We start from the raw sequence: 15,833 nt of genomic DNA, 5'->3' as shown, positions 1-15,833 counted from the left end.
ATGGACAACGAGCAGAAACTTCGTGACTATCTCAAGCGGGCGACGGTCGATCTGCGGGAGAGCCGGCAGCGGGTGCGGGATCTGGAGGAGCGCGCACACGAGCCGATCGCGATCGTGGGCATGGCCTGCCGGCTGCCGGGCGGTGTCGCCTCCCCGGAGGACCTGTGGGAGCTGCTGAGCGCCGGACGTGACGCGGTCGGTCCCTTCCCGGACGGCCGTGGCTGGGACCTGGAGAACCTGTACCACCCGGACCCCGACCACCTCGGCACCTCGTACGCCCGCGAAGGCGGCTTCCTGTACGACGCGGACCGGTTCGACGCCGAGTTCTTCGGCATCAGCCCCCGCGAGGCGGCGGCGATGGACCCCCAGCAGCGGTTGCTGCTGGAGACCAGCTGGGAGGCTTTCGAGCACGCGGGCATCGCCCCGACGACGCTGAGGGGCACCCGTACCGGGGTGTACATGGGCGTCATGTACGACGATTACGGCTCCCGCCCCCACACCCCCGAGGGCTTCGAGGGCTACATGCTGACCGGGAGCGCGGGCAGCGTCGCGTCGGGCCGGCTGGCCTACACCTTCGGCCTGGAGGCGCCGGCGGTGACGGTCGACACCGCGTGTTCCTCCTCGCTCGTCGCGCTGCACCTCGCCGCGCAGGCGCTGCGCCAGGGTGAGTGCTCGATGGCGCTCGCCGGCGGTGTGACCGTGATGGCGACACCTGGCACGTTCGTGGAGTTCTCCCGGCAGCGCGGGCTGGCGCCGGACGGGCGGTGCAGGGCCTTCTCGTCGTCGGCGGACGGCACGGGCTGGGCCGAGGGCGTGGGCGTGCTGGTGCTGGAGAAGCTGTCGGACGCGGAGCGCGCCGGGCACCGGGTGCTGGCGGTGATGCGGGGCTCGGCGGTGAACCAGGACGGTGCGAGCAGCCAGCTGACCGCACCGAACGGGCCGTCGCAGGAGCGGGTCGTGCGGGCCGCGCTGGCCGACGCGCGGCTGTCGGCGTCCGAGGTGGACGCCGTGGAGGCGCACGGTACGGGAACACGGCTCGGCGATCCGATCGAGGCGCGGGCGCTCATGTCCGCGTACGGCCAGGCCCGGGGGGACGACAACCCGCTGTGGCTGGGTTCCGTGAAGTCGAACATCGGTCACACGCAGGCCGCGGCGGGTGTCGCGGGCGTGATCAAGATGGTCATGGCGATGCGCGAGGGGGTCATGCCCCCGACGTTGCACGTGGACGAGCCGACCCCCGAGGTCGACTGGTCGGCGGGCACCGTGAGGCTGCTGACGCGGACTCAGCGGTGGCCGGAGCTCGGCCGTCCGCGCCGGGCGGGTGTGTCGTCCTTCGGGATCAGCGGGACCAACGCTCACGTGATCCTCGAAGAGGCGCCACGCGCCCGTGCCACCGGACCGGCGGACGACGCACAGCGGCCGGAGCCGGGCCGTCCGGCGCTGCCGGCGCCGTGGCTGCTGTCCGCCAAGTCGGAAGCCGCGCTCCAGGCGCAGGCGGGCCGGCTGCGGGACTGGCTCGCCGCGCACCCCGAGGCGGATGACGCTGATGTCGCCGCCGCCCTGCTCACCGGGCGCGCTCAGCTGGCGCGGCGCGGCGCGGTGCTCGGCGCCGACCGGGCCGCTCTGCTCGCCGGCCTCACGGCCCTGGCCGAGGGCGCGGAGTCCCCGCAGCTCGTGTCGGGTGCCGCCACCACCGGCGGAACGGCCTTCCTGTTCACCGGCCAGGGCGCGCAACGCGTCGGCATGGGCGAAGGGCTGGCCGCCGCGTTCCCCGTGTTCGCCGCCGCCCTCGACGAGATCTGCGCGGAGTTCGACGCCCTGCTGGGGGTGTCGCTGCGCGAGGTCATGTCCGGCCGGGCCGGCGACACCGGGCACAGCGCCCCGCTCGACCGGACGGAGTACACGCAGCCCGCGCTGTTCGCGTTCGAGGTGGCGATGTACCGCCTCCTGGAGTCGTTCGGCGTGACCCCGGACGTGGTGGTCGGGCACTCGATCGGTGAGCTGGCCGCGGCCTACGTGGCCGGGGTGTGGTCGCGGGCCGACGCGTGTCGGCTCGTCGCCGCCCGCGGCCGGCTGATGGGCGCGCTGCCGGCCGACGGAGCGATGCTCGCCGCCGCGGTGCCGGAGGAGCGGGCGCTGCACCTGCTCGCGACCGGGCCGGTCTCGCTGGCGGCCGTGAACGGGCCCACGGCCGTGGTGTTCTCGGGCGGGACGGCGGCGATCGCCGCCCTGGAGGAGCGGCTGAAGGACGAGGGCGTCAGGACGAACCGGCTGACGGTCAGTCACGCCTTCCACTCGGCGCTGATGGAGCCGATGCTCGCCGCGTACGAGGAGGTCGCCGGGTCGGTTGCGTACCGGGAGCCCCGCATGGACGTGTGCTCCACGGTGTCCGGTGCGCCGGCCGGTCCCGAGCTGCTGACGCCGCAGTACTGGGTGCGGCAGGTGCGCGAGGCCGTGCGGTTCGCCCCGGCGGTGCGGTCGCTCGCCGACGCCGGGGTGCGCCGGTTCGTCGAGGTGGGTCCGGACGCGGTGCTGGCGGCGCTGACCCGCCACACGCTGAACGACGAGGTGGCGCAGCGCTCGCTGGTCGAGGCGGCGTCACGGCGGGGCGTCGACGAGGCCGGCCAGTTCCTTCGGTTGCTCGGCGCAGCCCATTGCTCGGGCGTCACCGTCGACTGGTCGCCGCTGTCACCGGCAGGGCCGGTCACCCACCTCGACCTGCCGGCCTACGCCTTCCAGCACCGCCGCTACTGGGTGCAGCCCGAGGACGGCGCGCTCGGTGACCTGGGCCGCGCCGGCCTGTCCACGCTCGACCATCCGATGCTGCGCGTCGCCGCGCCGCTCGCCGGGCGTGACGCATGGCTCTTCAGCGGCAGGCTCTCCGCCACCGACCAGCCGTGGACCGCCGACCACACGGCGTTCGGTTCGAGGCTGCTGCCCGGCACCGGGTTCGTGGAGCTCGCGTCGGCGGCGGGCAGCCGCCTGGACCTGCCCGTCGTGGACGAACTCGTCCTGGAGGCACCGCTGGTGTTCGACGGCACCGCCGCCGTGGACGTACAGGTGTCGGTGACCGAGCTCGACCACACCGGCCGACGGCGCCTGTCGGTCCACTCGCGTGCCGCCACCGGCATCGCGCCGTCCCACCCGGGCGGGCCGGACTGGACGCTGCACGCCACCGGCGTCCTTGCTCCCGCCGACGGTGTGACACCGGCCTGGACCGACCCCGACTGGCCGCCGGCCGACGGCGAGCCGATCGACGGAACGCGGCTGTACGACCGGCTCGCCGACCTGGGATTCGGCTACGGCCCGAGCTTCCAGGGCGTGCGCGCCGCCTGGACCAGCGGTGACGACGTCTTCGCCGAGGTGTCCCTGGGCGGGACGACGGCGGGCCGGGCGGCGGCCTTCGGGGTCCATCCGGCGCTGCTGGACGCGATCTTCCACGCCGCCATCGACGTACTCGCCGACGACCTCCCCGACGGCAGGCTGCCGCTTCCGTTCTCCTTCGGCGGCGTCCGTGTCTTCCGGCGCGGCGCGAGCGCAGTCCGCGCCCGCATCATCCGGTCGGGTTCCGAAAAAGTGCGCATCGACGCCTGCGACGCCACCGGCGCCGCCGTGCTGTCGATCGACGCCGTGCTCGCCCGCCCTGCGGACGCGCGCGCTCTCGCCGGGGCCCGCGCCCCGCTCCACACGATCGCCTGGACGCCGGTGACGGCGCCCGAGGTGCCGGACCGGCCCCTGGTCGCCCTGGGGCGGCCCGTCGAGGGCTGCGCCGAGACGTTCGAGGATGTCACGGCGTTCGTGGCAGGCGGGAACCCCACCGGCGCGGCCGTCGTCTGGTCGCCCGGAACGGCGGCGGAGGACGGCGCCGACGTCCCGGCGACCGTCCGCACCGCCGTGCACAGCGCCCTCACGGTGCTGCGTGACTGGCTCGCCGAACCGGGCTGCGCCGACTCGACGCTGATCGTGCTGACCCGCAACGGGGCGGGTCTGCCCGGTGAGACGCCGGATCTCGCGGCGGCGGCCGTCCGTGGCCTGGTGCGCAGCGCGCAGTCGGAACATCCGGGGCGCATCGTGAGCGTGGACCTCGACGACGACCTCGCGGACCCGCACCGGCGGATCGCCGCCGCAGCCGCCATGGACGAACCCCAGCTCGCGATCCGTGTCGGCGCCACGGTGGCACCGAGGCTGGTCCGTGCGGCCACCGCCGCGCCGGCCGGCGAGCCCTTCGGTGACGGCACGGTCCTGATCACCGGCGGCGCCGGCGGACTGGGCGCCGTCACCGCACGCCACTTGGTCACCCGGCACGGGGTGCGCCGGCTGCTGCTCGTCTCGCGCCGGGGCTCCGCCGCGCCGGGGGTTGCGGAGCTGGTCACCGAACTGACCGCGCTGGGCGCCCGCGTACGCGTCGCCGCCTGCGATGTCAGCAAGCGCTCCGATGTGGCGGCGCTGCTGGAATCCGTACCCGTGCACGAACCGGTGACCGCTGTCGTGCACACCGCAGGCGTGGTCGACGACGGCACCGTCGAGACCCTGACCGCGGAGCAGGTGGACCGGGTGCTCGCCCCGAAGGCCGATGCCGCCTGGCACCTGCACGAGCTCACCCGCGACATGGACCTGGCGGCGTTCGTGCTGTTCTCCTCCGCCGGGCCGCTGCTCGGCGGGCAGGGCCAGGGCAACTACGCGGCGGCGAACGCGGCGATGGACGCCCTTGCCCAGCTGCGCCGCAGTGCCGGTCTGCCCGCACACTCGCTGGCCTGGGGGCTGTGGAAGCGCGGCATGGCCGAGGCGCTGAACGAGGCGGGCGCCGAACACCTGGCCCGTCAGATCCGCACGCGTCTGGGCCTGTCCCCGATCGAGCCGGACACCGGCATGCGGATGCTCGACGACGCGCTGACCACCGGCGAACCGATGCTGATGACCGCGCTGCTCGACACGCAGGCCCTCACCGCGCTGGGCCGGCTCGGCACGCTGCCCGCCGTGCTGCGCGGTCTGATCCACGTGCCGTCGCGCGGCCGGACCGCCGACAGCCCGTTGCGTCGGCGGTTGCTGGACGCCCCCGCCGATCGGTGGGAGGCGCTGATCCGCGACGAGGTCCGCGCGATCGCCGCCGGGGTACTCGGCCACGAGTCGGCCGAAGCCGTCAACCCCGAAACGCCCTTCACGGAACTGGGCTTCGACTCGCTCGGCGGAGTCGAGTTCCGCAACAAGGTGACCGCCGCCACCGGCGTCCCGCTCCCGTCCACGCTGGTGTTCGACTATCCGACCACCGCCGCCGTCGCGGACTTCCTGCGTACCAGGGTTGACAGCGCGGCGCCGGCACGGTCGCGCCCCGCCACGGCCAGGGCCAGGGCCGACGAGCCGATCGCGATCGTCGGCATGAGCTGCCGGTACCCCGGCGGCGTGGAGAACGCCGACCAGCTCTGGGACCTGATCGCCGGGCGCGTGGACGCGATCGGCCCGATGCCCGATGACCGCGGCTGGGACATCGACCACCTGTACGACACCGTCCCCGGCACGCCCGGCAAGATGTACACACGGGAAGGCGGATTCCTGCGCGCCGCGGGTGATTTTGATGCCGCCTTCTTCGGCATCGGCCCCCGTGAGGCAGCGGCGATGGACCCGCAGCAGCGGCTGCTGCTCGAAGCGTCCTGGGAAGCGCTCGAGGACGCCGGTATCGACCCGGCCTCCCTGCGCGGCAGCGACACCGGGGTGTACGCCGGCGTCATGTACCAGGACTACGGCTACACGGCGCGCGAGGCCGCCGACGGTGCCGCGGAAGGCTATCTGGCGACCGGATCGGGCGGCAGCGTCGTCTCCGGCCGGGTGTCCTACGCCCTCGGTCTGGAAGGACCCGCGGTGACGGTGGACACGGCGTGCTCGTCGTCGCTGGTGGCCCTGCATCTGGCGGTGCAGGCCCTGTGCGCCGGGGAGACGTCGTTGGTCCTGGCCAGCGGGGTGACGGTCATGTCCACCCCGATGCTGTTCCAGGAGTTCTCCCGGCAGCGGGCCCTGTCACCGGACGGGCGCTGCAAGGCGTTCTCGAGCGCCGCGGACGGTGTCGCGTGGGCCGAGGGCGTCGGCGTGCTCGCCCTGGAGCGGTTGTCCGACGCGCAGCGCAACGGGCGCCCCGTGCTGGCCGTGATCCGCGGCAGCGCGGTCAACCAGGACGGCGCGAGCAACGGCCTGACCGCACCGAACGGACCCTCCCAGGAGCGGGTGATCGCCCAGGCACTGGCCAGGGCAGGGGTGTCGGCGGCCGAGGTGGACGCCGTGGAGGCGCACGGCACCGGCACCACGCTGGGTGACCCGATCGAGGCACAGGCGCTGATCAACGCCTACGGCCAGGACCGCGCCGAGCCGCTGCGGATCGGGTCGCTGAAGTCGAACATCGGGCACGCGCAGGCCGCTGCAGGTGTCGGCGGTGTGATCAAGATGGTGCAGGCGCTGCGGCACGAGACGCTGCCGCCCACCCTGCACGTCGACGAGCCGTCACCGCACGTGGAGTGGCCGGCGGACGCGGTACGGATCCTGACCGAGGCCGAGCCGTGGCCCGCCGGCGGTCGCCCGCGCCGGGCGGGGGTGTCGTCGTTCGGGATCAGCGGGACCAACGCGCACGTGATCCTGGAGGAGGCGCCCCTGGCCCCGCCCCGGCCGGTCGATCCACCGCGCCCGCCGGCCGTGCCGCTGCTGTTGTCCGCGCGGACACCTGCCGCGCTGCGGTGCCAGGCGCGCCGTCTGCACGACACGCTGAGTGAACGTCCGGAGCTCGACCTCACCGATGTCGCGGTGACGCTGGCACTGCACCGCGCGCGGTTCGACCGGCGCGCCGCAGCCGTGGGCCAGGACAGGGAGACACTGCTCGCCGCCCTGGCGCGCTTGGCGGCCGACGAGCCGGGATCGGGCATCGCCGACGACGCCGGCCGGACCGGGACGACCGCGTTCCTGTTCACCGGCCAGGGCGCCCAGCGAACCGGGATGGGCGCCGGGCTGTACCGGGCGTTCCCCGCTTTCGCGGCGGCGCTCGACGAGGTGTGCGCGGAGTTCGACGCCCACCTGGGGCACGCGCTGCGGGACGTGATGTTCGGCGCGGCCGACGAGACGCTGCTCGACCGCACCGAGTACACCCAGCCCGCGCTGTTCGCGTTCGAGGTGGCGATGTACCGCCTCGTCGAGTCGCTGGGCGTGACGCCGGACGTGGTCGCTGGGCACTCGATCGGCGAGCTGGCCGCGGCCTACGTGGCCGGTGTGTGGTCGTTGCCGGACGCGTGCACCCTCGTCGCGGCCCGAGGCCGCTTGATGGGGGCGCTGCCGGCAGGCGGGAGCATGCTGGCCGCCGCGGTGCCGGAGGGGCGGGCCCTGGAGCTGCTGGCGGCGGCCGACGCCGGTCCGGCAGCCGGCGCGGTCTCCCTGGCCGCGGTGAACGCCCCCGACGCGGTGGTCCTCTCCGGAGACGCCGACGCGGTCTCGGCGGTCGAGTCGAGGCTCGTGGCCGAAGGCGTCAGGACCAGCAGGCTGCGGGTGAGCCACGCGTTCCACTCCGCTCTGATGGACCCGATGCTGGCTGAGTTCGCGGAGATCGCCGCCGGCCTGACGTACCGGGAGCCGCGCATCCCTCTGTGCTCCACGGTCACCGGCGCGTTCGCCGGCGCCGCGGTGGGCACGCCCGAGTACTGGGTACGGCAGGTGCGCGAGGCTGTGCGCTTCGCCCCGGCGGTGCGGTCCCTGCTCGACTCGGGCGTGGGCCTGTTCGTCGAGCTCGGCCCGGACGCGGTGCTGACGGCCATGACCCGCGCCACCGCGGCGGCCGACGTCGCGGCGCGCGCCTCGGTGGTCGCGGCGTCCCGCCGCACCGTCGACGAACCCGGACAGCTGGTCGCCGCGCTGGCCACCGCGCACTGCGCGGGCCGGCCGGTGCGGTGGTCCGACTACTTCGGAGCGCGACCGCAGGCACGGATCACACTGCCCGCCTATCCCTTCCAGCACGAACGCTTCTGGCTGCTGCCCGCGGAGGCCGCAGCGCCGCTCGCCGGCGCCGACTCCGCCGGCCATCCGCTGCTGCACGCCCAGACGCAGCTCGCCGGCAAGGACGAATGGCTGTTCACCGGCAGGCTCTCGCTGCGCACGCACCCCTGGCTCGCCGACCACACGGTCCTGGGCACGGTCATGATGCCAGGGACCGGATTCGTGGAACTGGCCCTGGCGGCCGGCGCCCGGCTCGGCGTGCCACGGCTGGCTGAATTGGTCCTCGCGGCGCCGCTGGTCCTCCCGGCCGACGGCACCGCGGACCTCCAGCTCGCCGTGGGCGAACCCGACGCGGCCGGGCACCGGACCGTGGCCGTCCACGCCCGCGTCGCCGACGCCTGGGTGCCGCACGCCCATGGCCTGCTCACGCCCGCCGCACCGGTCCCGGCACCGGACTGGTCCCGCGCGTGGCCTCCGGCCGCGGGCGAGCCGGTCGACGGGGAGCGGGTGTACCGCGCGCTCAGCGACCTCGGCTTCGGGTACGGCCCGGTGTTCCAGGGTGTTCGCGCCGCGTGGACCCGTGGGGAGGAAGTCTTCGCCGACCTGGCCCTCGACACCGACAGCGCGGCGCGCGCCACTGACTTCGGGCTGCACCCGGCACTGCTGGACGCGGTGTTCCACGCGGCGGTCGGACCTCTCGTCGAGGGCGGGCCCGACGGCCGGCTGCCCCTCCCCTTCGCCTTCGACGGCGTCCAGGTGGCACAGTCCGGCGTGGGCGCCCTGCGCGTCCGTATCGCCCGCATCGCACCGGACACCCTGCGCGTGGACGCGGCCGACGCGACCGGTGCCCTCGTGCTGAGCGTGAAATCGGTGCGGTCCCGCCCGATCGAGCCGCAGGCGCTGGCCGAGCTGCGCGGCGCGGCACCGCTGTTCGACCTGGAATGGGTCGCCGTGCCTGCCGCCCCCGAGGCGGACGCGGGGTGCGTCGTCGTGCTGGGTGACCCGGCGGCCGTCGAGGCTCCGGAGCCCGCGACGAGCTGTTCCGATCTGGCCGGACTCGCCGGGCTGGGGGACGCTCCCGACACGGTGGTATGGCAGGCGCCCCGCAGGACAGGGGCGGGCGCGGCGGACGTCCACACCGGCGTCCTGACGACGCTCGCCCTGTTGCAGGGCTGGACAGGCGCCGCTCACCCCGGCCGGCTCGTGATCGTGACCCGCACGGCCGCTGGGCTGCCCGGTGAGGAGCCCGATCTGGCCGGGGCCGCCGTGGCGGGCCTCGTGCGCAGCGCACAGGCCGAGCATCCGGGCCGTTTCCTGCTCATCGACCACGACGGCGACGCCCTGCCGCTCACCTCGCTCGCCGACGCCGTGGCCCAGGACGAACCGCACCTGGCCGTGCGCGGGGGACGGCTCCTGGCACCGCGACTGCGCTCGCTGCCCGCCACCGGAGCGGGCGCGCCGCCGTCGTTCGACCGGGGCACCGTGCTCATCACCGGCGGCACCGGCGGCATCGGTGCGATCGTCGCCCGGCATCTGGTCACGGCGCACGGCGCACGGCGGCTGCTGCTGGTGTCGCGACGCGGCGCCGCCGCGGACGGCGCCGCCGAACTGACCGCCGAGCTGACCGGCCACGGCGCCCACGTCCAGGTCGTGGCGTGCGACGTCACCGAGCGCACCGCGGTCCAGGACCTGTTGGCCGGCATCGGCACCGACGCGCCGCTGACCGCCGTCATCCACGCGGCGGGCGTCCTGGACGACGGCACACTCGACACCCTGACCGCCGAGCGGACGACACGGGTGCTGGCGCCAAAGGTCGACGCGGCATTGCATCTGCACGAGCTGACGCGCGATCTGGATCTGTCGGCGTTCGTGCTCTTCTCGTCCGCGGCCCCGCTGCTCGGCGGACAAGGACAGGGCAACTACGCCGCCGCGAACAGCGCCCTGGACGCCCTGGCACGCCTGCGGCGCAGCGCGGGCCTGCCCGCGCACTCCCTGGCCTGGGGGCTGTGGACCGTCGGCATGGCAGGGGCGCTCAGCGGGGACGGTGCCGAGCAGTACGCCCGCCGGATCCGGGCCAGGCTGGGCCTGGTCCCGATCGACCCGGATTCCGGGATGGCGCTGTTCGACCATGCGCTGGAGACCGACCGGGCGACACCGATGACGGCGCTGCTGGACACGGTGGCGCTCACCGCCCTGGCGCGCGGCGGCACACTGCCCGCGGTGCTGCGCGGCATGATCCGGGTCCCCCGGGTCACCAGGAGCGCCGGTGTCAGCCTGGCGCGGCAGATGGCCGCCCTGCCCGACGCCGACCTCGACGCCGCGGCCCTGCGCGAGGTACGCCACGTCGCGGCGGCGGTCCTCGGCCACCTCTCCGGTGACGCGATCGACCCGGACGCGCCGTTCACCGAGCTGGGGTTCGACTCCCTCGGTGCCGTCGAGTTCCGGAACCGGCTGGCACAACTGACCGAGCTGACGTTGCCGTCGACGCTGATCTTCGACCACCCGACCGCCGCCGATGTGGCGAAACTGGTGCGGTCGCGGATCGAGGAGTCCGGCACCGGCGTGGCCGAGCAGGTACCGGCCGGCGTGCGCGGCACGATCACCGAGCTGGTGTCGACGGCGCATCGCCGCGGTGAGCTGGCAGGGGCGATGCCGCTGCTGACCGCGAGCGCCGCCCTGATGCCCCTGTACTCCGCCGAGGAGGCCGCCACCCGGCGCCCGGCCGCGCAGCTCCTGGCGCGCGGCGACACGGCACCGGCACTGGTCTGCATCCCCTCGTTCCTCGCGGGATCGGGCTCCCACCAGTTCGCGCGCCTCGCCCATGAACTGGGCGGCGAGCGGCGTGTCAGCGCGTTGCGGCTGCCCGGCACGCGCGCGGGTGACGACCTGCCACCGACCTGGACGGCGGCGATCGAGAGCCTCGCCGCGAGCGTCGCGGCGGAGCTCGGCCGAAGCCCGGTGGCGCTCATCGGCTATTCGGCCGGTGGCGCGATCGCCCATGCGGTCGCCCGGCGGATCGAGGACGACGGAGGCACGCTGGCGGGCGTCGCGATGATCGACACCTACTCCCCGGACGACATCGAACTCAACCGCCACGTGCTCACCGACGCGCTGGGGCAGATCCTGTCCCGGAACAACTCGCTGACCCCCGTGGACGACCACGGCCTGCTCGCCATGGGTGGCTATGTGCGCATCTATCCCGATCGCGAGGCCGAACCGATCGCCGCACCCACACTGAATCTGCGGGCCACCCTGACGCTGAGCACCTTCGGAGACAGCGACCCTGTCCCGGACTGGCAGCACCGTGGACCGATCGAGCACATCGAGGCGGATCACTTCTCGATCATCGAGGAGCGGGCGCCGGAGACCGCCGCACATCTGCGGCGCTGGCTGGACTCACTCGGCGGCCGGTGAGGGCCGGACCGTCGGAACGGGGGAATGGAGACGCCTGACAGCTCTGCCCGAGCCCGAGCACGCCGCCCGCGCGGCGCGCTCGGGCTCGTCCGTCCGCAGCGGGGCGCCGCGCGACAGTTCAGGTCCCCGAGGGCAAAGAATCGCCTCGGCCGCAACCACCGAGGGAGGTGAATTCCTCCGGCTCGAAAATTCACCGGAGGCACAAAACTATTCGATCCGCAAATTCGGTGGAGGCACAGAATGGCGCGGTCTGCAAATCCGCTGGAGGCATAAAGGCCGCCCGATTGCAACCGTGTCGGCGAGAAATTCTGAGCTTGACAGTGTTGTAGGGCCTGTTTATAGTCGCGTCGTTCAAGTTTCCGCCGATCGATATTCGAAGGTGGTCATGGCCGCGCCTCCGACGTTGCCGAAATCCAGGCAACGGTTAATTCTCTCCGTGCTCATGGTGTGTTCGCTGCTGATCTGGCTGGACAACACCGTTCTCAGTATCACTCTGGAGACCCTTGCTGACCCGGTCCAGGGGCTGGGCGCCAGCCCGGCCGAGCTGCAATGGGCCACCGGCGCCTACACCCTGGTCTTCGCGACCCTGATGTTCACCGCCGGTGCGATGGGCGACAGCTTCGGCCATCGGAATGTGCTCGCCGTCGGCCTGGTGATCTTCGCCGGGGCCTCGATCTGGGCGGCGTACGCGGGCGATGCGGGCCAGTTGATCGCCGCACGTGCCGCGATGGGAGTCGGCGCCGCACTGATCATGCCGGCCAACTTCGCCATTCTGTTGTGGACCTTCACCGGCGCCGGGCGGGCAACCGCGATCGCCATTTCCTCGACATCCACCGGTGTCGGAATGGCGGCGGGGCCGGTGCTGGCGGGACTTCTGCTCGGACATTTCTGGTGGGGTTCGGTCTTTCTCGTCAACGTCCCGATCATCGTGGTGGCACTGGCCGGGATCGTCTTTCTGGTCCCCAATTTCCGCAGCCCCTCCGTGCGGCCGATGGACCCGGCCGGGATCCTGCTGTCCATCACCGGACTCGCGGCACTGACCTACGGCGTGATCCGTGCGGGGCAGGTGGACGACTGGAGCCGTTGGGACGTCTGGGCGCCGACCGCGGCCGGGATCGTCCTGCTGGTCGTCTTCGTGCTCGTCGAATTGCGGACCGAGGCACCGAGCTTCGATCCCCGGCTGCTCGCCCAGAGGATGTTCGGCGGTGGCAACGCGTCCATGGCGTTGCTGTTCTTCTCCGTCGCCGCCATCACCTTCTACAACGCGTTCTACATGCAGGGCGCGCTGGGCTACTCACCGATGAAGGCCGGTTTGGCGAATGTTCCGACGGCCGTCGGCGCCGTCGTGGGCGCGCCCCTGGGCGCACGTCTCGTCGGCCGATGGTCACTGCGCCCCGTCGCCGTGCCGGCGCTCACGGTGGCGGCGCTTACCATGGGCGCGGTCGGATTCCTGGATCTGCGCACCCCGCTCGTCTGGATCGCTCTCCTGCTGCTGGTGCAGGGCCTCTCCGTCGGCATGGTGATGGCCCCGGTGACCGGCGCACTGCTCAGCAGCCTGCCGCTGGAGCGGTCCGGTGCCGGGTCGGCCGTCACCAACACGGCGCGGCAGGTCGGCAGCGTGATCGGGATCGCGGTGGGCGGCACGATCATGTCGATCGCGTACCGAGACGCGATCGAACCCTCGCTAGGAGCTGTCCCGGAGTCGGTGCGGGACAGCGCCCGGGTCTCCGCGGAACAGGCCCGCCATGTCGCCACCACGATCGATCAGCCCGCTCTCGCACGGGCCGCCGATCAGGCGTTCATCCACGCCATGCACGTCGGTGCGGTCTGGATCATGCTCATCACGCTCGTCGCGGTGGCCGTGCTGATGATCGCCCTGCCCGCTGCCGGAAAGAAGAAGAACCCGGCACCGGAACCGGAGTACGAAGGGGCCCGCAGTGCCGAGCCTCATTCCACCGCCTGACGGGGTGGACGCGGACGGGAACCCGGACCGGAACGGGCGGGAACGCGGACGGAACTCGGACGGCCGCCGCCGTGAAGGGGCTGTCGGTCACCCGCCGCCGGGCTGCACTGCGGCGAGCGGGGTGCGAGTCCACCGGTCCGTCTCCCGGCGGAGCGGTCCGATTCCCGGCGGAAGATCTCACCCCGTATGTCTCGCCCGACCCGAAGGAGCCCCCGGTTGTCGACCATGAATGATCCCGCTGCGCGTGCGGTGGAAGCGGAGCGGGATTACGTCTCCTCCTTGTACGCGTTGCTCACCGAGCGGCTTTCCGAGGCCCGCGAGAGCCGGACGAGCGTGCTGAAGGCCAAGGCGGAAAGTGCGGTTGAGGCATACGAGAGAGAGATCGCCGCCGAGCGGCTGGCCAAGGAGATCGGCCGGTTGGAGGGTGCCGAGAAGGGGCTGGTCTTCGGGCGCATCGACTGGACGGACGGCACGGCCCTGCGCATCGGGCGCATCGGACTGCAGACGGAGGAGGACGACCTGCCTCTGCTCGTGGACTGGCGTGCGAACGCGGCACGTCCTTTCTACGAGGCGACACCGGTCCACCCGATGGACCTGCGGCGGCGCCGGCACCTGCGTCTGGAGGAGCGCACGGTCATCTCGGTGAGCGACGAGATCCTGGACGGGACCGCCCCCACCGACGACGACGTCGTGGGGGACGGTCCGCTGACCGAGGCTCTGTCGGCACGGCGTACGGGCATGATGCAGGCGGCCGTCGCGACGCTCCAGGCCGAGCAGGACGAGATCGTCCGCTCCGCCCACCGCGGGGTGACCGTGGTCCAGGGCGGCCCCGGCACCGGAAAGACGGTGGTCGCCCTGCACCGGGCGGCCTACGTCCTGTACGCGTTCCCGCGCGCCGCCGAGGAGGGTGTCCTCGTGGTCGGGCCGAACGCCCGGTTCCTCGACTACATCTCCCAGGTTCTCCCCTCGCTGGGCGAGAACGATGTCGTCCTGGCGACCTGCCAGGAACTGGCCGGGGTCTCCACGGACGTGGTGGACCCGTTCGACAGGGCACGTCTCAAGGGCGGCTCCGGCCTCGCCGATGCGCTGGCCGGTCTGCTGCGCGTCCACCAGGCCCCTGCCGGCGATTTCACCGTGCGGGTCGGACAAGAACGGGTCCACCTCTCCGGCGAGGAGGTCGCCATGGCACGTGAGGCCGCCGTCCGAGCCGTATCGGGGCACAACCCCGCACGCCAGGTGTTCAAGGAGCTCCTGGTCGACGCCGTCACCGACGCGATGCAACGGGACATGAGCGAGGTGCTCGAACAGATCGACGCCGATGCCGAGAGGATGACGGGCATCAACCTCGACCGGTTCACGGGCGTCGCCCAGCGCCGCGTCGAAGGTGCGGCCGACCCCGGTCCGGTCCACGAACTGGACCTGGACGCCATCCGGGACGATCTCCTCGACGACGCGGGCGTCGACCGGGCGGTCGAGACGCTGTGGCCACGGCTGGTACCGGGTGACCTCGTGAAGGCGCTCCTGACGGATGCCGACGCTCTCGCCGAGTACCTGCCCCGCCTGACCGCGCAGGAGCGGTCCCTTCTGCTGCGCGGCCCGGACGACCCGTGGACCGATGCGGATGTGCCCTTGCTGGACGAGGCGGCGAGCCTGGTCGACGGCCCCCCCGAGCGGACGTACGGGCACGTCGTCGTCGACGAGGCCCAGGAACTGACCGCCATGCAGTGGCGGATGATCGTCCGCCGTTGCCCGGCGAGGGCGATGACGCTGGTGGGGGACTTCGCCCAGGCGGGCCCGGCCGCGACCGCATGCGACTGGAAGGAAGCGCTGAGCCCTCACGTCGGACCTCGGTTCAAGCTCCACAACCTGACCGTCAGCTACCGCACCACGCAGGAGATCCTGGAGAGCGTCCGGGACCTGCTCACGCGGATCGCCCCCGACCAGAAGCCCACACGGTCACTGCGGAGCGGTGAGAGCCCTCGCACCGTGACCACCACCCCGGACGGGTTGGTGGCCGCCGCCGTCCAGGAACTCCGCGCCCAGAGCACCACGCATCCGGGCGAGCTCCTGGGCGTGATCTGCGCGGACAACAGGGTGAGCGAACTGACGGCCCAGGGCATCGCTCACCACGCACGCATCGTGCCCGCGTCCGAAGCACGCGGCCTCGAATTCGACGGGGTCGTCGTCGTGGACCCCGAGGAGATCATCACGGCCCGCCCCGGAGGGGAGAGGGACCTGTACGTGGCCCTGACCCGCGCGACCAAGCGCCTCTGCACCATTACCGTCCAGCCCGCCTGAATACGCGGCGCCCGCGGTGTCACCGCGGGCGCCGCCGACGCAGGACGATCACCGCCCCGCCCCCGCCGGGCCGCTCGCCGCCTCCCCGCGCACACCCGGCCGCCCACGGTCCGGTCCGAGCCGACGATGTCCCGCTCCCCTCCGCAGCAGGGTGAAGCCGACCGTCGCGCTCCCGGTCGTACACGCCGGGTCCGAG

General features: G+C 73.0%; 3 protein-coding genes. All 3 read left to right on the top strand.

Annotated elements, in window-relative coordinates:
- The gene (locus tag C1708_RS03205; RefSeq protein WP_106411198.1) at positions 1–11,376 is read left to right on the top strand and encodes a type I polyketide synthase; all 11,376 of its coding nucleotides are present in this window, start codon (positions 1–3) and stop codon (positions 11,374–11,376) included.
- Between the two features lie 385 nt (positions 11,377–11,761).
- A complete protein-coding gene (locus C1708_RS03200; protein WP_106411197.1) occupies positions 11,762–13,339 on the top strand; it encodes an MFS transporter in 1,578 nt (525 codons plus the stop codon).
- Between the two features lie 225 nt (positions 13,340–13,564).
- Positions 13,565–15,637 carry a HelD family protein gene (locus C1708_RS03195; protein WP_198602687.1) on the top strand — a complete coding sequence of 691 codons (2,073 nt, stop codon included), beginning with the start codon at positions 13,565–13,567 and terminating at the stop codon, positions 15,635–15,637.
- Positions 15,638–15,833: the final 196 nt, after the last annotated feature.

The organism is Streptomyces sp. DH-12 (assembly GCF_002899455.1).
GTDB lineage: Bacteria > Actinomycetota > Actinomycetes > Streptomycetales > Streptomycetaceae > Streptomyces.
Note: the sequence above shows the minus strand (reverse complement) of the source record. Positions and strands in the feature narration are given on the sequence as shown.

What these genes read in the sequence shown, in the direction of transcription:
- C1708_RS03200 (WP_106411197.1), top strand. Translation starts at nt 11,762, where the DNA reads ATGGCCGCGCCTCCGACGTTGCCGAAATCCAGGCAACGGTTAATTCTC.
- C1708_RS03195 (WP_198602687.1), top strand. Translation starts at nt 13,565, where the DNA reads ATGAATGATCCCGCTGCGCGTGCGGTGGAAGCGGAGCGGGATTACGTC.
- C1708_RS03205 (WP_106411198.1), top strand. Translation starts at nt 1, where the DNA reads ATGGACAACGAGCAGAAACTTCGTGACTATCTCAAGCGGGCGACGGTC.